Source organism: Azohydromonas australica DSM 1124 (assembly GCF_000430725.1).
Lineage (GTDB): Bacteria > Pseudomonadota > Gammaproteobacteria > Burkholderiales > Burkholderiaceae_C > Azohydromonas > Azohydromonas australica.
The window spans coordinates 1-19225 of the sequence record NZ_AUMO01000112.1 but is presented as its reverse complement, the minus strand read 5'-3'; the positions used below and the strand labels follow the sequence as shown (position 1 = coordinate 19225).

Sequence of the window (19225 nt, the reverse complement as noted above, 5' to 3'; positions counted from 1 at the left end):
GACTTGTCGAGTACGGTATCGTCAAAAATCAGATAGCCATGAGCGCTGGGAATCACGTGCGGCCGAATGTTTTCCCAAATGATGCGTGATGTGATGCGCTCGCCGTTCAAATACCGATTGAGGGCGTCATGGCTGAAGTGGGCATGATGCTCGGCATAGTGCGTCAAGGTGAAGTTGACCTGACTCGATAACAGGAACTGACAGTAGTCCACGCGGGATGGATTCATGTCGCCGCCTAGTGAAAGACAAAACTATGATCTATGCTTTCAAGAAGTTCAAGTTGAAATTAATTCATGGGATTTCTATGATTTTCTATCAAACTTTTGCGTAAGTCCTATTTAAAAAATCCAATGGAGAGTACACGGGACACCACACCGACGGACTTCTTGTAAACAACGGGCGCATTATTCAATTTATTGAAAGAGGGCAGTGGCTTGGCAAGAACGTCTGTCAAGAAACGCTGAGCAGTTCGCCATGACGACGCAAATTTTATATGCGTTGTGGCATCAAGAAAATCGGGGGACTTTGGCTGTTGGACGATTTTGACGAGCTAAATTGCCCTTAGATTTTAAGCCCCAATCCACGGGCAGCTTTCTGATAAGGAGTTCCCGCAGGACAACGATCTGCAATGGCTGCTCCCGTCCTGGCCACCATCCGAGTCAGCCAGCCACCGCCGGCCGAGAGCAGCGACATGGTCTGCCCCCGAACCATGCTCAACGTGCTGCCTGCGCACGCAGCATGGCGCTGGGTAGCGGCGCGGCCGGGCACGCCGGCGCGCCTCGTTGCATGCGCGTGGCATGGGGAGCGCCAAATGAACGACAAGCGCCGCAGCGGCCTGGCCCAGCGGCTGGGCCCTGGCCTGATCACCGGTGCGGCGGACGACGATCCGAGCGGCATCGCCACCTACTCCCAGGCCGGCGCGCAGTTCGGCTTCGCCCTGGTGTGGACGCTGCTGCTGACCACGCCGCTGATGATCGGCATCCAGATGCTGTCCGCGCGCATCGGCTGGGTCACAGGTGAAGGGTTGGCCGCCAACATGGCGCGGATGTGTCCGCGCTGGCTCACGCTGGGGCTGATCGGCCTGCTGGTGGCGGCCAACACCATCAACATCGCCGCTGACATCGGCGCCATGGCCGAAGCCGTGCGGCTTATCGCCGGCGGTACCCGCATGGTGTACGTGCTGGGCTTCGGCGCGCTGTGCCTGCTGGGCCAGTTGTGCTTCACCTACGAGCGCACGGTGCGCGTGCTCAAGTGGCTCACGATGGCGCTGTTTGCCTACGTCGCGGTGGTGCTGTCGGTGCAGGTGCCGTGGCGCCAGGCACTGGCCGCGTCGCTGCAACCCTGGGCCTACGTGCCCGAGGGCATCAGCGCCGGCGGCTACGCCAGCATGGTGGTGGCGGTGCTGGGCACCACCATCAGTCCTTACCTCTTCTTCTGGCAGGCCTCGCAGGAGGTGGAGGACAACCACCGCCGCCCCGAGGCCGCGAGCCTGCGCGGCCACCCGGCCTACGCGGCCGAGCACCTGCAGCGCATCAAGCAGGACACCTACGTCGGCATGCTGTTCTCCAACGCCATCGCGCTGTGCGTGGTGGTGTCTACCGCGGTCACGCTCAGCGGGCACGGTGGCGTGGGCATCCAGTCGGCCGCGCAGGCAGCCGAGGCGCTGCGGCCGGTGGCGGGCGACTTCGCCTTTGCCGTGTTCGCGCTGGGCATCATCGGCACCGGGCTGCTGGCCGTGCCGGTGCTGGCGGGCTCAGCGGCCTACGCGGTGAGCGAGGTCTTCGGCTGGAAAGCCGGCTTCTCCAACGGCTTCCGCAAGGCCCGGGGCTTCTACGCAATCATCGTCGCGGCCACAGGCATCGGCACGCTCATGAGCGTGTACGAGCTGGATCCCATCCGGGCCCTGGTGTGGAGCGCCATCATCAACGGCGTGATCTCGGTGCCGATCATGGTGGTGATGATGTGGATCGGGCAGTCGCCCCGCCTCATGGGCGAGCTCACGATGACCCTGCGCCACCGTCTGCTGGGCTGGGTAGCCACCAGCGTGATGGCTGTTGCCGTGGCGCTGATGTTGTTCACGGGCTGACTTGGGCTGAGCTGGCCATGCCGCCCGAGAACAGGACGAGCTGGCTGCCTGTAGTGCGAGTGGCGCGGGTGCGGCGGCCCGATCCAGCGCGCCACAGGCGTGGGCCGGCGCAGGAAGGCGCGGTAGGCGGTGGCATCCTCGGTGGCCAGCGACGACAGCGCCTTGCCGCGCTCCAGCACCGCCCACAGGATCAGCCGCTCGGCCTCCTTGCGGTACGCGCGCCGCGTGGCCTCGGACTCGTGGCGCTGCAACCAGGCCTGCACGGCGGCGTAGTCGTCGCGCGCGTCGAGCGCACAGCTCTCGCGCGGGGCACGGAAGCGCCCCTGCGAGCCGTCGAGGTCCTGCGGCAGCGCGATGCGTTCCCACGGCTGCACATCCGCGGGTGGCGCCGCCACCAGCGCGCGGGCGCGCTCGGTGAGCTCGGGGTGCGTGGCGAAGAAGGCTTCCACCTGGCGCGCGCCGGTGGCGCTCAGCCCCGGCACGGCCGTCCACCAGCGCCGGCGGCGCGGCACGCGCACCGTCAGCGCGGCCAGCGTGTCGATGCCTGCGGCCTGCAGCGCGGCGGCGGTGCGCGCGGGCAACCAGGCGTCCACCCGATCGGCGATGAGCGGCTGCGGCGGGGGCAGGGTGCGCAGCGTCTCTATGGCCTGGGCCACGGCGCGGGCGTGGGCGGCGTCGCCGCGGTGCTCCACGGCGAAGGTCTGCTCCAGGTCTGCCCGGTGGCGCGCGCGTGCCAGGCGCTGCAGCCGGCGACGGATGCCCCCGAGCACGCCGCGCGTTGACGAGCCGTCCTGCAGCGCCTTGGGCAGGTACTGCTCGACCGCCGCGCGTGCCGGCAGGCCCTCATGCCAGGCGCGCAGCGCCGCAAGAGCCGCGGCGTCGGGCAGCTCGTCCGGCCCGGCCGGGGTGCCGAGCGTTTTACGCGGTGCAAGTTTGCTCACCTGAGCATGCTATTGGCCATGATCAGCAGGTGTGTCTGCGGGGCAGGCCGGTCGCGCAGCACCTGCAGCCGGTCCAACACGTGCGCGGTGGCGCCGATGTACACGGAGCCCTCCATGCGCAGCAGCTGGACTCCACGACCGCTCCAGGTCAGGGTCCGCCGTTCAAGCAGTACGCGAACTTGTGACCCGCGCCACTTGGCTTTGACGATGCGGTACGCGGCCCCCAGCATGCTTTTTCAAAACACATGGCGCACGCCTACGCCCAGGCTGCTGGCCGAGCCGCCCACAGGCAGCGTGTTGCCAGATCCGAAGATGCCGAATAGCGCCGCCGTTCCGCGCCCGTTGTAGCCACCGTTGTCGTCCTTGATGTGGGCGTAGCGCAGGTAGACATCGGTACGCTTGGACAACGCGTAGTTGGTGCCGACGTTGAAATACGTCGTCTTGCCATCCGCCTTGGCAGCACCAGTGAGGTAGGCCACGCCGTTGTCCTCTACGCGGCCTACCTGCGCCAGGAAGCTCCACGCTCCCGCCGGCACCTTCACGCCGAGTGCCAAGCCTCGCGTCTTGGCGGTGGCGCCGCTGGCGAGCTCGTTGCGGTGTTCCCAGTAGTTGCCGGCAAGCCGGAAGGCACTGAAGCCGTAGCTTGCGCCGACGTTGTAGGCACGCTGGTCCACGTCACCTGCAGCCGTTTTCTGCCCTCCCTGGTGATAGGCCACGCTGGCGTCGAGCTTGTCGACCTGGTAGCGCAACAACGCGCCCACATTGCGCTGCTGGGTGCCTGTGCTCACCCACGGCGTGGCAGCACCGTTGGTGACTGCGGTGTTCTCGCCCGCCGCGGCAGCCACTGCCGCCGAGAAGCCGCCAATGCGCGGCGTCCAGTAGCTCACCTGGTTGTCCTGTCGGCTCTGATCACCGTTGAACAGGTACATCTCGAAGACGGGCGAGAAGGCGGAGAAGGCGTCCACGTCGCTGGCCGCCATCGAGTAGTGGATCGGCGCGTACTGGCGTCCCAGTCGGACCTCGCCAGCCCTTGGCGAGGAGAGCGACACGTAGGCTTGACGGCCGAAGAGCCGCCCGCCCTGCAGCGAAGTTCCGCTGTCGAGTGCAAAGCCGCTCTCTAGCGCGACCGTAGCCTTGACGCCGTCTCCCAAGTCCTCGATGGCCCTGATGCCCCAGCGCGACGGCTGCATGCCGCCATTGGACACCTTCGTGATCGCCCCGCGGCCGGTAAGCCGACTGGACTCGACGTAGGCGTCGGCAATGCCGTACAGGGTCACGTTGGACTGTGCATGGGCATGGCCCAGACAGGCCGCGAGTACGGCGGCGGTGATGCAGGCTTTTTTCACCGTTGTCTCCTGAAGTAAATGATTGGTTGCCTGGAATCTCTCCAGGAACTGGGCTAGCAACGGACACGTCGCGGCGGGCCAAGCGCGCCAGCGCCTTGAAGGCAGGAAGCTGGCAACAACGATCCCTACCTCGCCCTGTAAGGCGTGGGCTGGTGCAACGTGCTGCAGAAACGGGGTAGCCGGTGCCCTGGGCCTGGCCAGCACCAATTCGCTCCAGCCGGTGAAACGGCGGGCGGCTGGCCGGAGCTGGTAGAAGGCCCGCTTGCGGACCGAACCGTGCACGGCGCCCACAACATCGAACCGCAGCGGCCTTCCTACCAAGGGCTTGGTGAGCGTTCTTTCAGCTTTGAACTGAGTCTCGATTTACGTCAGCATTGACATACGATGGCTCAGAGCCGCCCGGTGCCACCGTCCAGAGGGCGTCAATCTCCTTGAAGGGCAGGCAGTGTCCTTGCGGCAGCCGATTCGATCGGTCGTAGTGCGTGTGCCGCAAGTTCACGACAGCGGGCGGCCGGGATCGCGACGATCGAGCAGGAACGCCGCGAAAAAGGCGGCGAGTTCGTCGTGCGCGTCCAGTGGGAGCACGTTGGCGACGTATTGGTCGGGGCGGACGACGACCATCGCGCCTCTTGCGCGATTAATCCCGCGCAGGACAAAGATGTCCGGACCGTTCTTGATGTCTGGACAAAAGGCCTTTTCGTAGTCAATCAGCCCGAACCGGCCCTTGCGCGGCAGCAGCAGGGGCTCTAGCTCGTCCAGCTTGAGGTCGAGGTGTCCCTGCTGGAACACCGCGCGCAGGTCGATGACGCTGTCGATATCGGCGCCAACCGGGGTGTGGCGGCGGATCGGCGACTTGGGTGACTCGTCGAGGAAGCGCGCAAGCAAGCGCAGCTGCTCTGTGCTTGCGTCCGCAAAGGCGTAGATCCGCCACGCGGCGTCCGCCCGGGCCACGTGACCGAGCTGCATCGGCTTGGCATCGGCCAGGCGCACAACCGGGGCAGAGTGAAAGCGCATGCCGATGCTGAATCCCGTGGCGAGCCCTTGGTGGGTAGGCTGCGCAGTAAGCGCCGTGACGGGCGGATAGTGCGTCGCCACGCCAGCCGTATAGCGCCCCGACCTGACGAAGTACGCCTGGAGTTCAGCCGGATCCACGCCGCCGAGCTCTGGATGGTCCGGGTTCTTGGGCGGCGAGGCCATGATCTTCGACCACTGCCTGTCGAAGTCGATGAGGCCCTGGGCGATGGCGTGGCGCTCCTTGCTGTAGGTGCACAGCAGTTGCGGCCCAGCGCGGCCTTCGAGCACGGAAACGAGTTTCCAGCCGAGGTTGAACGCATCCTGCATCGACACGTTCATGCCCTGGCCAGCCTTTGCGCTGTGCGTGTGACAGGCGTCGCCGGCGATGAAGACGCGCGGCAGCCGGGAGGTGGCCTGCTCGTCCGGGACGTCGTCGAAGCGGTCCGTGACGCGCTGGCCGACCTGATACACGGAAAACCACGCCACGTCCTTCACCTCCAGCGTGTACGGGCGCAGCACCCGCTGTGCGGTCGCGATGACCGTTTCCTGGGTGATTTCGCGGAAGGCTTCGCGGTTGTTGGGATCGATCTCGCCAAGGTCCACGTACAGCCGCACCAGATAGCCGCCCTCGCGTGGGATGAGGAGGATGTTGCCTTCGTCCGCGGACTGGATCGCGGCCTTGAGCCGGATGTCGGGGAAGTCGGTAACGGCCAGCATGTCCACCACGCCCCAGGCGTGGTTGGCGAAGTCGCCTTGCGGCTGCGCACCGATCGACTCGCGCACCAAGCTGCGGGCGCCGTCGCAGCCGACGACGTACTTAGCGCGCACTGAGACGCTCGCGCCGCTGCTGACGTCGCGCAGCGTCACCCGGACGGGATGCTCGCCTTCGGCGTCGACTTCCAGGCTGACGAACTCCAGGCCGTAGTCGGGCTCCAGTCGGGTTGGCGACTTGCGCATGTAGTCGAGCAGGTATTCCTGCATGCGCGCCTGGTTGACGATAACGTGCGGGAATTCCGACAACCCGTCCTCGGTGTCCTGGACGCGGCCGGTGCGCACAATGCGGGAGTGGTCCTGCAGCGACGGGCGCCAGAAGACGGTCTCGTTGACCCAGTAAGCCTCGCGCAGGAGCTTTGCACTCAGCCCAAAGGCTTCGAACATCTCCACCGTGCGACAGGCAACGCCGTCCGCTTGGCCAAGCTGCAGCGGGCCGTTGCGGCGCTCAACGAGCCGGGTCGTGATGCCAGGGAACATAGAGAGTTGCGCGGCCAGTACCGTTCCGGCCGGGCCGCTGCCCACTATCAGGACATCAACGGCGTCCGGGAGCCCGGCGGATCGGTTCTCGGCCTCATGGGCAGCACCAAGAATGTCAGGGTCGCCGGGGCTGTAGCCGTTCAGATAAAACTGCATGTCGCTCTCTTTTCACGATGGGAGTCTCACATTGCTGCTGCTGGACTCATCCAAGGCCAAGGACAGTTCACCTGAACCTGGAACAAGCCTCGCCCGCATTGGGCTTACAGCAGCGCCACGTCGACTTGCTTACGGTGCGCCGCAGGCCCAGTTGGCGGCGTCTCTCACCTCTCCGGTACCCTTGTAGCGGGCGACCTGCGGATACGCGCAAAGGGGCATCGTGCGGTCCACGGCGCCGCTCGTTCGATGGCTGGCCAGTATCGACGTCGGCGCAATGCCCTTCTCGACCCAGTCGACCATCGTCGCAAGCAGGTTCATCTGGTCCGGCTCCGGGCCATCACCACCACCACAGTGATTCACGCCGGGCGCGAAGTACGTGCGCAGAAACTCGGACGTCTGGCTGGTGCCAAACCTTGCTGTCACGGCGTCGACGTAGTCGCGCGTGTGGTATGCGGAAACCGCGGCGTCGTTGTAGCCATGCCAGATGAGCAGCTTGCCACCCCGCGCCCTGTAACTGCTGAGATCCGTGCTGACGGCATCGTAGTGCGCGCTCAACTTGGCCTTGGCGAAGTTGTAGTCCGCGTCCGTGTCCACGTTCAAGCTCGCCACGATGCTGTAGGCAGGGTTCTCGTAGACCACGTTGGGCCAGAAGCCACCCCAGTTGCCATTGGGCGCGGTCGCTCCAAGCCAGGCGGAGTTTCCTTCGGAACCGGGCGGGTAGGCGGCGTAGATCGGCCGCCCGTCCGGCCTCGTCACCGGGGCGTAGTAACGCTGCATGGATGCCACCTGGCCCGGGGTGAGACACGAGGCGCTGTCGGTTCCCGCCGGACATGCCATGGTTGCCGGATCGAAATTGCAGCGCTCGGGCTGCTGGATGAGCCCGTCCGTCAATCCGTCCTTGGCGTCGCAGGCAGCCAGCACGGCGCTGTGAATGGCGGGAAGCTTGGCCCTTGGAACAAGCAGGCTGGGGTCGCGCATGCCCTTCACGGCAACCCATGCTGGAGCAAACTGGCTGCCGACCCAATCGAATACCGGCGAACCTGCAACGATTCCGTCGAAGTTCTCGGGGTAGCGCTGGGACTGCATCATTCCCTTGCCACCACCTTGCGAGCACCCGAGCCAGTACGACTTCCTGGGCGCCTCCTCGTAGAAGGCCTGTGTCAGCGCCTTGCCGCCAACTGCTGTCACGGCCTGCGCCCGATGCCCGAAGTCGATGACCTTTTCCGGATGGCCGACCGCAAAGATCTGATCGTTGCCTTGATGGCCATTGTCGGTCGAGAGGGTGGCGTACCCGCTGGACAGCCCGTTGCTCATTGCGCTGTACTGGATGGCTCCCGAATTGCCCCCGCCACCCACAGCCAGGAAACGGCCATTCCAGGCCGAGAGCGCCGGCATCCAGATCTCGGACTTGATGTCCGAGTCCGCCGACGGCCGGGACGTGAGCTGTACCCGGCAGAAAGGCTGAGCAACCGGGGTTGCCGACCCGGGCGGCACGAAGCCTGCAGCGACGTACGTCGCTGCATCGACCGTGGTGCCTTGCAGTTGGAAGCTCGACGCAAGCTTCTGGCACGCCTGCTCCGGGTTGGAAGCGACCAGCTTCGGTGTGGGCGCAGGAACTTCGGGATCCCCACTTCCGCCGCACGCCGCCATGAGTGGAAGCGCAATGCCTGCGGCAAGCCAATGCCTTGATTCGATCATGATCTGTCTCCTTGTGATGGCCGTGGCTCAAGGCCTACCGGGACGGTGGCCCCAGTCACGTTTGTTATCTCGCGCATGCCCCTGAGGGGGCTGGTCACACGTCCCCGGACTTCCTGCCGAGGAACACGCCCTGATCGAGCAATCGGCGTTGCAGTTCCTGCCGGTCAACGTCATGAACCGACTTGTTGCCGGAAAGTGCGAGTGCGGCCGCGGTACCGGCGGCCTGGCCCATCACGAAGCAGGCGCCAGTCACCCGTGCTGCAGATTGGCCGTCGTGGGTCATCGACGCGCAGCGGCCTGCAACCAGCAGGTTCTCGACACCGCCGGCGGTGGAGCGCCGCGGCAGCAACATGCGATAGGGCAGTTCGTTGTAGCCACGGGACTCGGGGATCGCAGGCCAGATCCACTGCACGTCGCCAGCCACATGCTTTTCCAGCGGCCAGCCGTTGACACCGATGCTGTCGTCGAAGTCGACACACTGCAGCACGTCGTCTCCGGTGAGCATGTATTCGCCGACCAGGCGGCGGGTTTCGCGGATGCCAAGCTGCGGCGCGATGTCCAGTGCGTACGCCTTGTCGAAGCCGGGCACCTTGGCGCGCAGGAAGCGCAGGTAGTCGACGATCTGGCGCCGCCCCTCCAGCTCCCCTTCGCTCAGGGACCGCGCATCGGTCCCATCGGTGGCCGAGCCGTCCTGGTTCTTGAGCTGGGTCACGTTGACCCGCCACTCATAGACGTGCTTCTGCGGGCGCACCACGGCGCCACGACGCGGGAACGCGAACTCCCCCGCAGCCTCGACGTCGTCCATCAGCTTCGGGATGGTCTTCCATGCCTCGCCGGCCTTGTGTGCATCGACGTTGCCGACACGGAACATCAGCGTCGGGTAGAGCATGTGGCCCTGCTCGTCGCCCTTCTCCGTGGGAACGCCCGCCCAGTGGGCGATGTCGGCGTCGCCGGAACAGTCGATGAAGCAGCTTCCGCGAACGGCGACACGACCCGATTTGGTCTCCAGCAGCAGGGTATCGATGCGGCCTTCGGGTGTCTTGATCACACCGGCGGCAAACGCATGGAACAGCAGCTCGACGCCGTCGGCTGCCAGCAGCGCGTCGGCGGCGCACTTGAACGCCGACATGTCGTAGGCCTGGGCATGGGTCTTCCCGAGCACGAGATGGGGCTCGTTGAGGCCGTCCAGCCCACGCATGCGATCGAGCAGATCGTCAGCGATGCCGTGCACGACCTGCCTGATGTTGCCGTACACGTTGGCATGCAGGCCGCAGAAGTTCGTCACACCCGCTGCGGTGCCCATGCCGCCCAGGAAACCGTAGCGCTCGGCCAGCAGCACCTTGGCGCCGTTGCGTGCGGCTGCCGCAGCCGCGGCGATGCCGGCCGGCCCGCCGCCCAGCACCACGACGTCGAACTGGCCGTACAGCGGCACCTCTCGCGCTGGTTCGGTTACACGGATGGATTGATCGTTGCTCATGTGCTTCTCCGCGCCTTCAGTCCAGGGTGATGTTGTGTTGCTGGATCACGGGCTTCCAGCGCGCCACGTCGGCCGCGAGAACGCTGCGGAACTCCGCAGGCGAGTTCGCCACCGGGTCCATGTACTGCAGGCGCAGCTTGTCCTTCACGGACGGCTCGGCCAGGATCTGAACCAGTTCGTCATGCAGCCGCTTCACCACTGCCGGTGGCGTCTTGGCGGGCACGACGAAGCCGATCCAGGCATCGGCCTGGATGTCCTGCACCCCGGCTTCCACCAGCGTGGGCATCTCCGGCAACGATGGCGACCGCTTCGCGGACGCTACGGCCAGGCCCTTGATCTTTCCCGCCTTGATGTGAGGCATCACGGCGGCAGCCGGCAGGATCGCCAGGTCGACTTCGCCCGAGATGACCGCGGTGACCGCAGCGCCCGAGCCTCCATAGGGCACATGGACAAGATCAGCGCCGGTGCGCGACGACAACGCCGCCATCGCCAGGTGCGAAACCGTGCCGGCGCCCATGGAAGAAAAGCTGTACTTGCCAGGGTTCTTCTTCAACAGCGCCAGGAGGTCGCTCGTGCTGTTGGTCGCCAGCTTGCTGGAGACGACCAGCACCGCGGGCTGCGTGGCAGCGATGGTCACCAGCTCCAAGTCGCGCGCCGGGTCATAGGGCATCTTCTTGAACAGCAGGGAGTTCACGGCCAGCGGACCTGCGATGCTCACGCCAATGGTCTGCCCATCTGCTGCTGCCTTGGCTACTGCGGCGGTGCCCAGGTTGCCGGCCGCGCCGGCCTTGTTGTCCACGATCATGGTCGTGCCCAGCCGGGCGCCCAGCCGCTCCGAGATGACCCGCGCCACCAGATCGGGCGTCGATCCGGCGGCAAACGGCACGACCACGTGAACCGGTCCCTTGGGCCAGTCCTGGGCGTACGTCACGGCGGCTGCGCCAACCAGCGCGGCGCACACAATCCACTGAGCGAATCCTCGTCGTTGCATGGCGATGTCTCTTCCAGCTTGCTTTGAATGAATGAGGGCTGCGGTGCTGTTGCCTCACCGTTGCAAGAAGATTAGGGAGCGACAATCATTTAGTCCATGCAATGGGCGCCATACCTTTCAGCAGGAATCTGAATAATGGACATGAAGCTGCTTGCAGTCTTCGACGAGGTCTACAAGACCCGCAGCGTGTCGCGCGCCGGCGAGAACCTCGGAATCCCGCAGACCTCGGTAAGCTTGGCGCTCGGTCGATTGCGGCGCCAGTTCAATGACCCGCTGTTCGTACGAACGTCGGACGGCATGGTTCCCACGCCGCATGCCGCCGAACTGGTGCAGCCGCTGCGGCAAGCCCTGGAGTTGCTGCGCCTTGCCACCAAGCAGCAGGTGGTGTTCGACCCGGCCACGTCGCAGCGGCGGTTTCGCATCAGCATGACGGACACCAGCCACCTGCAGTTCTTGCCGTCGCTCATCAACCGGGTCAACACACTCGCACCGTCAGTCCACATCGAGATCCTGCGCATCACACCGGCTACACCGCGGTTGATGGAGTCCGGCGAATCCGACCTCGCCGTCGGATTCATGCCTGAACTGGAGGCGGGCTTCTACCAACAGAAGCTCTTCGAGCAGAGCTTCGCGTGCGTGGTACGGAAGGACCATCCACGCATCGAGGCGCGCATGACGGCGACGCTGTTCAAGCGCGAAAAGCACGTTGCCATCACGGCGGCGGGAACAGGGCACGAACTGGTCGAGCGTGAGCTTGAGCGGCTGGGCGTTCAACGCCGGGTCGCACTGTCGCTACCCACGCTACCCGGGGTGGCGAATTTGCTCGCCAATACGGATCTGATCGCCACCGTGCCGGAACGGGTGGCCCAGATGCTTGTGCGCATAGCCAATGTCAAGGCGCTGAATCCGCCTTTCGAATTCCCCACGTTCTCCATCAAGCAGCACTGGCACGAGCGATTCCAGCAAGACCCGGCCAACCGTTGGCTGCGGTCAACAGTAGCGGACCTCTTTCTGGAAGCATAGCGGTCCTTGCTGCCACGGCGCGCAATGGCAGCGGACAACAACTCCGGTGTTTCGCCACTCCCGGACAGCCGGATCGATATTGATGGAGGCTCGATTGAAATCGAGTTAGTCGATATTGCAACGGAATTGAATCAAATACGATTGCCTGAGAAACGTGAATGGACACTCCAATCGCTTCTTGAAGAAGTCGGAACGATCGAAAAATTTATTCAAGCCGTCAGCGCGCCAGTCTCCCATCAGTAGACTTTCGCCAAAAATGATTTCTGACGGTGCGATAAGAAGCGTGCAAGGACGGTTGTGTAGCGTGCAGGGCTCAGACCAGCCGCAGTTGGCGCGGCGGGTCGCTTTGGTCGTCGAGCAGCGACTGCGCAAAGCGCTCGATGCCAAAGCGCATGGTGCCGCGAAAGTTGATGTGACCGAAGTGGGCTGGTCCCATGCGGCGCAGCCAGTCATCCTCGATACGCACGCCGCTGCCGCGCAGCCGCTCGACGGTTTCACTCATCTTGCCCGTGTTCCAGGCCAGCACGATGTTGGTCAACAAGGCATGCGAGCTGGAGATGGTGTGCATCTCGTCCTGGCGCCGGCCGCGCTCAGGGGCCACCTTGCCGCTGAAGACGGCGCGCTGCAGCTGGTGCACCGATTCGCCGCGGGAGAGCAGCATGTGGATCTCGCGCCGGAAATCGTCCACGGCCAGGTAGTCGCAGAGGAAGACGCTGCGCAGCAGCCGCCCCAAGTGGTCGGCCGCGCGGTGCACCGGGTCGCCACGCGCCGCGGAGCCAAAGCGCTGCAGTGCCAGCGCTGCCGACACCCGGCCGGTGCGGATGGACGCTGCCAGGCGCAGCAGTCCGTCCCAGCCGCGGTCGATGGCACGCAGCGAGACCCGGCGTTCGGTGACGCGGTCCAGCTCCTCCGGGATGGTGAAAGGCTTGGGCAGGTAGAGCCTTCGCTGCGCCAGGTCGCGCAGGCGCGGGCACAGGTCGAACCCCAGGAGCTTGGCGACGCTCATCCCGATATTGGTATTTATGTGGACAAGTCAAGAATTTCATTATTCATGGCTTGTCAGGCCGTGGCCGGCGGCCGCGCCGGCTTGCTGACTCAGTGTCAAGATCGCGCAGAAGTTGCTCAATCCGCGCAGCGACTGCGAGATGTCGACGCTGCTCGTTCGGCCACCCGCGGTCAACAGCGTCCTTGGCCAGCACCTTCTCGAGCTTGAGCCGTTCCTTCAGCCGGGGAACGTAGGCAGGCGTGGTCACGAACTTGGCGCAGGTCAGGTACAGGTCACACTCGCATGGCCCTTCTTCGGGCAGGCGAAGGCAGTGTCCCAGCTCCAGCTCGGTTTTGAAGAAGTTGCACTTGAGCCAATGGACAGCGCTCTTTTGCAGGGCTCCGCTACGCAGGAGATCGGCGCCGGGTCCAGCAATGACGGCACCTGGAGACAGCACGGACTGGTAGTCCCGAAGTACTTCCTTGTCGCTGATCCGGGCGTAGATCATGGACATCGAGGCGCTGCTATGTCCGAGCACGCTCATGATCGTGTGCAGCTTGGCACCTCTCTCAGCCAGCTGGGTACCCACGGTGTGGCGGAAGCGGTGCGCACTGATCGTAGGACGGCCTTGAGCGTCCAGCAGGCCGGCTTCCCGGCATGCGATGGCAAGCGCCACCTGGAACAGGTATGCGCATGAGAGAAGCCGGCCATGATCCATGAAGACGTACCGCGTGGGTACGCCCGTGAGCTGGTCACGAAGTGGCCGCTCCGCACCCACTTCGCGCCGCGCAATCAGGTCCTTCAGGGCATCGGCGGCTTCATGGTGCAAGGGCACAATCCGCTCCTTATAGGTCTTGCCCGGTGGAAGCCGAAGCCGCGGGGTGCCATCTGGGTATTGATCAAGATCGTTGACGGCTAACCGCTGGATTTCGCCCTTGCGAGCACCTGTCCACCGAGCGATCAGCAACGCGGTGCGCTGGTATGGGCACTGCAGGTGCGCCACCGCAGCCATGAGGCGCGCGAGCTCGTCTGTGGGGATGAAGCGGGGCACGCGCATGGGCATGCGAGGGCAGTCACCAAACCCCAGCAGCGGGAACCCCGGCACACCTCGCCAGCCCCATGCAGCGGTGTTGCTGAAGAACTGCCCCAGTGCCGTGATGTGGGCACGGCGCCCAAGGGCGGCCAGTGGCTGTCCTGTACGAGGAGTGGGCTGGTGCGCCAGCGCCTCGATGTAGGCCAACACGTCGTCGCGCCGTACCTTGGCAAAGGTCTTGATCTGGGGTCGATTGCGTCCCAGCCAGACCATGAACCGGTAGAGCGCCACGTCGAAGTGTTTCGGCCCGTCAGGCCGATCCGTGGTGCGCCTCACCGCCAGCCAACGATCGACGATGGCCTGCATCTTCGGCGGTGTGGGCTCACGGGTCTTGATGCTGACCATCTTCTTGCGCGGTTCTGCGTCGATCTGTCCCCGGTGGAACAGGAGCAAGCCCAACTGGTTGACGCGCATGGGCCAATCCATTTTGAACGTGTCGAACTTCTCCGGCGAGCACGGCACAAGGTCAAGCACGTCAGGGCGCTGCAGGAAGCTCCGCACCGCAATCCTGAACTCCTCGATCTGCTCTCCCGTGAAGCGCCTGGCGTCCATAAGGCCCGTGTGGAGTGCAAGGCGGGTCACGGCCCAGCGCACGACCACGTCGATCGATATAACGCTGAAGCCCAGCCGTACGGCCTCTTCCTTGAGCTGATCAATTCCCAAGTCAACATCCAGGCGCCACGCAAGCTCTGGAAGGTACAGCGGCTTGGCAGCCAGAAGCCACGGGTAGTCGAACCTGGCATAGCCTCGGATGCCAAGGTACAACAGGTATCCCAAGGCCTTCTGAGACAGCCGTGCATCTGGAGCTTGCCGCGCACTGGTCTGTCGCAAGGAAGCACGCCTTGCAAGCGGCGCTTTCATCCAGTCCATCAAGTCGGGCCACCTCGACATGAAGCGGCGTGCCGCTACCTTTCGCTGGTAGCCATGGTCAGCTAAACCAAACTGTTCGATGAGCGCTTCATACTCTTCTTGAGGGCAATGTTGAGCATGCAGACCTGATGGTTGCTGAAGATCCGCTTCCGAGGTCTTGAGCCGGGCTGTCTGAGCCATAGCGCTACTTCCCATTGGGCAGCGACGCGCCGTGTTCCTCTCTCAGTCCCATGGCACGCCGATAGTCATCGACAACGGCGCGGTCCGAGATCCTCGTGTACATCCTGGTCGATTCCGGGCAGGCATGACCGAGGCGGCGCTGCAGGGTCAACTCACGCATGCCGGCATCCCACATCCGCGTCGCATGGGTATGCCGTAAGCTGTGTGGGGTCAGCCAGGCCACGCGGATATGTGCGCGATCGCAAGCACGAGCAAACAGCTTGGCCAGGGCTTGGTACCCCAGGGGTTCCAGTCGATGTGCACCGTTGCCTCCGACCAGGAACACGAATGGACTCGGACTTTCCGAAGGACGCTCCGTCATCACGTAGTCGCTGACTGCCAAGAGCGTTCTTGCTTCCAGAAGGTCAACCATCCGTTCGAACCGTGACTTCGAGCGAGCGCCCTTGGGGTGATCATTGCGGGTCCGGATCGCAACCCGGCGTCGTCCGTAGCTCACGTCATCGAGATGCAGACCAAGCGCCTCTCCAGGACGCAAGCCGCCATCGAGCATGAGACCCAGCAGGGCCCGGTCCCTTTTCGACCGTAGTGCGGCAAACAAGGCATCGACCTGCTCATCGGTCATTGGGCGCGGCAGACGCTGTATGGTCTTCACTGCGATGCGCCGGTGCACAGGCGGATAGCGACGCGCATCATCGGCGACCATGCGGCGGTAGTCAGGAACGCGTTGTGACGCTCGCTCGGACGCCGTCCTGATTGGATTGTCGCCTTTGTACTCGTCGCTCATGATCGCGAAGTCGTAGAACGACGACACCGCGGCGAAGATGCGATTGATGGTTGATCCGGCAAGGCGCACAGCGGGCCTTCCGCCATCGACCACTACCGATGCTGGGACAAGACGCTGCACGCAGCTGCTTGTGGTTGTCGTGCGCAAATACTCAAGGAACTCGATTGCGTGCTTCGTCTTGAAGCTTTTCCATCCGCAGCGCCTGGCGGCGAAGAAGTGCCACAGATGGTCGAGATCATGGGCATAGGCGATCTGCGTATTGGGCGAGTAATCGCACGCAGCGAGGTGGCGCAAGAAGGCATCCACCACGGCAACGACATTCCCTTTGGCGTCCAGCAGTTGGGCACATGCGGCGGTGGCACTGCGATCGAGGTGACGAACGCTCATGGTTGCTCTCCTTTGGGCGCAAACCTGCTGACGCCGGGGCAAGACCCACCGATACCCGAAGTGCGGGCCTGCTCGCTGAGCCAAATTTAGGCGCTGCGGCGTTGCGCACAAATTGCGCGTCGAGCTACCTGGAAAAGGACCAAAACTATGCGGGCCGCGTGGCTGGGCTGCCTGTAAGAAGAACTGGAACGGCCCGGGACACGTGGCAGGGCTGTCTAGATAATCACATAGCCGTGAGTGTCTACCGCCAGCAGCGAGAGCCGGATGCGGTCCTCGGTGCGGTTGTACTGCTCGACGCCCTCGATGGCGACGCCTGCCTGGCGCTCGTTGAGCACGATGGGCTGGTCGTAGACGCTGCCCCAGCGGTCGCGCAAGTGGGTGTAGATGCCGGCGGCGTAGGTGCGCCGGCGCGGATCAACGCGCGCGTTCCACAGCTGCCGGGAGGCGTCGAGCGCCATCATGTCGGCGCAGGCCTTGTCGCCGTCACCCCAGAGCGCTGCCAGCGGGATGCCGCTCTGGTACTGGACGACCCGCTCGTTGGCCCGGCGCAGCCGCTTGTTGGACTCGATGGCGCGCATGGCCGCGAGGATCTGGGCGTATTCCAGCCCCGGGATCATGAGCGCGACCTCCTGGCCATCGAGCTCGGTGCCATGGGCCAGCAGCGCGCCGTACAGGGCCAGCAGCTCCTGCTGCGAGCGGGCCCGGTGTCCCAGCAGCACGTCGCTGAAGTTGGTCGCGGCATCCACCTCCAGGATCACGTCGGGAAACTGCACGCTGCCGATGCTGCGGTAGATGGCATCCCGGGTGCGCACCGGTTCCCGGTCGTTGGACACGGCGGCCGGCGCGCTCAGATGCAGCATGCCGTCCTTGCCCACCTCGACCCGGCCGCGGCGGCAGGCACCGACGACGCCCCACATGCCGGCGATGAGGGTGGTCAGCACCGGCTGCAGGAACTCGAAGGCGGTCTCCGGGACGCCGAGCTGGGCGATGTACTCCTTGCGGTGCTGCGCCCACTGCTGCGGCGAGATGAGCATCTGGTCGCGCTCGCGAAAGCTCAGCGAGTGGTCTACCCACACTGAGCCGCGGCGCACGCTCCTGCGCAGTGCCATCATCGTGCTGGCCTCGAAGGCCTGCCATGCTTCCTTGGGGTCGGCGCCATGGACGAGCGGATTCCACGCCGGGCCTACGTCAGGCAGCGCGCTGCTGGAAGACAAGTTCTCAGCGCCACGTTGTCGCCATTCGCGCCAGGCCTGCCACTGAGTGAAGCCGGCATCCTTGGCCGGGCCTTGGAAGTCCAGGTTCTCCAGAACCGCCAGGCAGGCATGCACGCGCTGCGAGTCCTGAGCCAGCGCCACTCGCACACGGGCGGCAAATGACCGCGCGGCATCGGTGCCGGTGTCCAGGCCAGCGAGAAGACGCTGTGCTTCCAGCACGCGCTGCTGCCAGTCCTTGGTCTCGTCGTGCAGCACGCCCTTGAGCTGGAGAGCCTGCTTCAACAGGTCCACGGGCTCGTGTCCCCGTCGGGCCTCGGCACGCTCGGCCGCCGCGCGCAGCAACTGCTGGCTGCGCCGGCCGGCCTGCTGCAGCGCCATGTCGGTGAGCTCCAGCAGCGTCACGCGCAGGAAACACACCATCTCGACAAGCTGGAGCCGGGTTTGGATCTCGCGCGACTTGACCGGGCGACGTGCCTGGATCTGGCGCGCGTAGGCCTGCTGCCTGGCCAGCACCACGTCGGACAGGTCCCACTCGTAGGCGCCCAGCGACGTCAGGTAACGCACCTTCTCCAGCGTCTGCGCTAGCGTTGTGGGGCTGTGCCGCTTCGGCGCCGTCTTCAGCCACTCCAGGTGCGAGGCGTTGCCCGGTGGGCGTAGGGTGTGAACTGCGTGGAGCAGCTGCTTGCCCCGGACGCCTGGGACGGCTTTTGCCACGCAGGCCACGATCTGGTCTTCGACCTGGGAAAACGCCGCCCGGGCCCAGGCCAGCAGCCGGAACGATGACGGGATCAGGATGCAGCGCGCAAACAGCCACTGCTTGGCCGCCTCGATCAGGTCGTCGGTGTGCGCCGCCTCCTGCGCCTGCAACTTCAGCGCTGCCGTCAGCGCATCCTCGTCCGCCGCCGTGATCTCCGACAGCCCCAGGCACTCCTTGGCCCAGCGCTGGTGGGCGGACAGCGTCTGCCGGCGCCTGTAGATCGAGCGCAAGCTGGCGATGGAAACGACGGGCACTCCGACCGCCTCGGCGGCGTAGCGCAGCAGGTTGCGCGGAATGACGGTGAAGCCGTCGAGCGTGCGGCCGGCGACCCGCATGAACAACACCATCAGCGCTGCGGCAAGGCGGTGCTCATCGCGGAACTGTTCGTGCAGCGCCTTGATGTCGTCCCTGGAGAGCTCGAAGAAGTGTTCTCAGTCGAAGTCGCTGAGCCGGCCGGGCAGGCTGCTCTGTCCAACGAAGCGGTGAGCGAACGCTGACATGGCCACGTCGACGCGGCGAAAGGGGCGCTGACTCTACGCAGCAGCAGCCCGTTTTGGCGGTCAGGCCGCCTTCAACGCGGGAGCGGGTTCAGGGGGTGCGGCAGCAGCCGCGCAAAGCGCACCAAAATATTGAGATGGAGCCGACGCCTCCCTTCGGGGAGACTTTTCGCCTCGCGTTCGAGTTTTGGTACGGAGGCTCATCATGGAAGTCGACGTCCTTGGAATCGATCTGGCCAAGCAGGTATTCCAACTTCATGGAGCTGACCGCAAAGGTCAAGTGCTGCACCGTGCCAAGGTCAGCCGCGCCGGCCTGATGGCAGCCATCACAGCGCTGAAGCCCAAGCTCGTCGTCATGGAGGCATGTGGCTCGGCGCACCACTGGTCACGACGGCTGAAGGCGCAAGGCATTGAAGCCAAGCTGATCAGCCCGCAGTACGTGGCTCCGTTCGTGAAGTCCAACAAGAACGACCGC

At 64.8% G+C, this 19225-nt stretch carries 13 protein-coding genes and 4 pseudogenes; 5 read left to right on the top strand and 12 right to left on the bottom strand.

Annotated elements, in window-relative coordinates:
- Nucleotides 1-227 (bottom strand): annotated as a pseudogene (locus H537_RS0116980) (IS701 family transposase); the annotation flags it as partial.
- A gap of 401 nt (nucleotides 228-628) precedes the next feature.
- Here H537_RS0116980 and H537_RS55705 point away from each other — a divergent pair.
- Nucleotides 629-2086, top strand: coding sequence for an NRAMP family divalent metal transporter (locus H537_RS55705; RefSeq protein ID WP_156901783.1), 1458 nt, complete (start codon nucleotides 629-631; stop codon nucleotides 2084-2086).
- 62 nt (nucleotides 2087-2148) lie between these two features.
- Here H537_RS55705 and H537_RS51240 read toward each other — a convergent pair.
- The 7 genes and pseudogenes from H537_RS51240 to H537_RS0116940 all read right to left on the bottom strand — a co-directional run.
- Nucleotides 2149-3027: pseudogene (locus H537_RS51240) on the bottom strand (phage integrase family protein); the annotation flags it as partial.
- Entirely contained in the window at nucleotides 3024-3257 is a 234-nt protein-coding gene (locus H537_RS53035) for a hypothetical protein (RefSeq protein ID WP_028998821.1), read from the bottom strand. The gene H537_RS53035 and the pseudogene H537_RS51240, both read right to left, overlap by 4 nt.
- Nucleotides 3258-3263: 6 nt before the next feature.
- The gene (locus tag H537_RS0116960) at nucleotides 3264-4664 is read right to left on the bottom strand and encodes a porin (protein ID WP_169517026.1); all 1401 of its coding nucleotides are present in this window, start codon (nucleotides 4662-4664) and stop codon (nucleotides 3264-3266) included.
- A gap of 204 nt (nucleotides 4665-4868) precedes the next feature.
- Nucleotides 4869-6794, bottom strand: coding sequence for an FAD-binding monooxygenase (locus H537_RS0116955; RefSeq protein WP_028998819.1), 1926 nt, complete (start codon nucleotides 6792-6794; stop codon nucleotides 4869-4871).
- A gap of 129 nt (nucleotides 6795-6923) precedes the next feature.
- Nucleotides 6924-8492 (bottom strand): tannase/feruloyl esterase family alpha/beta hydrolase, encoded by a 1569-nt coding sequence (locus H537_RS0116950; RefSeq protein ID WP_084150746.1) that lies wholly within the window; start codon nucleotides 8490-8492, stop codon nucleotides 6924-6926.
- Between the two features lie 94 nt (nucleotides 8493-8586).
- Nucleotides 8587-9951, bottom strand: coding sequence for an FAD-dependent oxidoreductase (locus H537_RS0116945; RefSeq protein ID WP_028998817.1), 1365 nt, complete (start codon nucleotides 9949-9951; stop codon nucleotides 8587-8589).
- 34 nt (nucleotides 9952-9985) lie between these two features.
- On the bottom strand, nucleotides 9986-10960 hold the full coding sequence (locus H537_RS0116940) for a Bug family tripartite tricarboxylate transporter substrate binding protein (protein ID WP_028998816.1): 975 nt from the start codon (nucleotides 10958-10960) through the stop codon (nucleotides 9986-9988).
- Between the two features lie 135 nt (nucleotides 10961-11095).
- Here H537_RS0116940 and H537_RS0116935 point away from each other — a divergent pair, with 135 nt between their 5' ends.
- Together H537_RS0116935 and H537_RS53030 are read left to right on the top strand one after the other, a co-directional pair.
- The gene (locus tag H537_RS0116935) at nucleotides 11096-11983 is read left to right on the top strand and encodes a LysR family transcriptional regulator (protein ID WP_028998815.1); all 888 of its coding nucleotides are present in this window, start codon (nucleotides 11096-11098) and stop codon (nucleotides 11981-11983) included.
- A gap of 6 nt (nucleotides 11984-11989) precedes the next feature.
- Nucleotides 11990-12226 carry a hypothetical protein gene (locus H537_RS53030; RefSeq protein ID WP_169517025.1) on the top strand — a complete coding sequence of 79 codons (237 nt, stop codon included), beginning with the start codon at nucleotides 11990-11992 and terminating at the stop codon, nucleotides 12224-12226.
- A 70-nt stretch (nucleotides 12227-12296) separates the two neighbouring features.
- On the opposite strand, the pseudogene H537_RS0116930 reads toward H537_RS53030, so the two are convergent.
- The 4 genes and pseudogenes from H537_RS0116930 to H537_RS43715 form a co-directional block, all read right to left on the bottom strand.
- Nucleotides 12297-13010: pseudogene (locus H537_RS0116930) on the bottom strand (Tn3 family transposase); the annotation flags it as partial.
- A 22-nt stretch (nucleotides 13011-13032) separates the two neighbouring features.
- Nucleotides 13033-15111: a tyrosine-type recombinase/integrase gene (locus H537_RS51235; RefSeq protein WP_238446707.1), complete on the bottom strand. Its 2079-nt coding sequence runs from the start codon at nucleotides 15109-15111 to the stop codon at nucleotides 13033-13035.
- A 4-nt stretch (nucleotides 15112-15115) separates the two neighbouring features.
- Nucleotides 15116-16282, bottom strand: a complete 1167-nt coding sequence (locus tag H537_RS0116920; protein ID WP_028998813.1) for a tyrosine-type recombinase/integrase — start codon at nucleotides 16280-16282, stop codon at nucleotides 15116-15118.
- A gap of 215 nt (nucleotides 16283-16497) precedes the next feature.
- On the bottom strand, nucleotides 16498-18645 hold the full coding sequence (locus tag H537_RS43715) for a Tn3 family transposase (protein WP_238446708.1): 2148 nt from the start codon (nucleotides 18643-18645) through the stop codon (nucleotides 16498-16500).
- Here H537_RS43715 and H537_RS56290 point away from each other — a divergent pair.
- A complete protein-coding gene (locus tag H537_RS56290; protein ID WP_259375233.1) occupies nucleotides 18619-18750 on the top strand; it encodes a hypothetical protein in 132 nt (43 codons plus the stop codon). The two genes, H537_RS43715 and H537_RS56290, sit on opposite strands and share 27 nt — an antisense overlap.
- A gap of 205 nt (nucleotides 18751-18955) precedes the next feature.
- Nucleotides 18956-19225, top strand: a pseudogene (locus tag H537_RS43710) (IS110 family transposase); the annotation flags it as partial.

Coding starts and splice junctions, on each gene's coding strand:
- H537_RS55705 (WP_156901783.1), top strand. CDS start 629: ATGGCTGCTCCCGTCCTGGCCACCATCCGAGTCAGCCAGCCACCGCCG.
- H537_RS53035 (WP_028998821.1), bottom strand. CDS start 3,257: ATGCTGGGGGCCGCGTACCGCATCGTCAAAGCCAAGTGGCGCGGGTCA.
- H537_RS0116955 (WP_028998819.1), bottom strand. CDS start 6,794: ATGCAGTTTTATCTGAACGGCTACAGCCCCGGCGACCCTGACATTCTT.
- H537_RS0116950 (WP_084150746.1), bottom strand. CDS start 8,492: ATGATCGAATCAAGGCATTGGCTTGCCGCAGGCATTGCGCTTCCACTC.
- H537_RS0116940 (WP_028998816.1), bottom strand. CDS start 10,960: ATGCAACGACGAGGATTCGCTCAGTGGATTGTGTGCGCCGCGCTGGTT.
- H537_RS0116935 (WP_028998815.1), top strand. CDS start 11,096: ATGGACATGAAGCTGCTTGCAGTCTTCGACGAGGTCTACAAGACCCGC.
- H537_RS51235 (WP_238446707.1), bottom strand. CDS start 15,111: ATGGCTCAGACAGCCCGGCTCAAGACCTCGGAAGCGGATCTTCAGCAA.
- H537_RS0116920 (WP_028998813.1), bottom strand. CDS start 16,282: ATGAGCGTTCGTCACCTCGATCGCAGTGCCACCGCCGCATGTGCCCAA.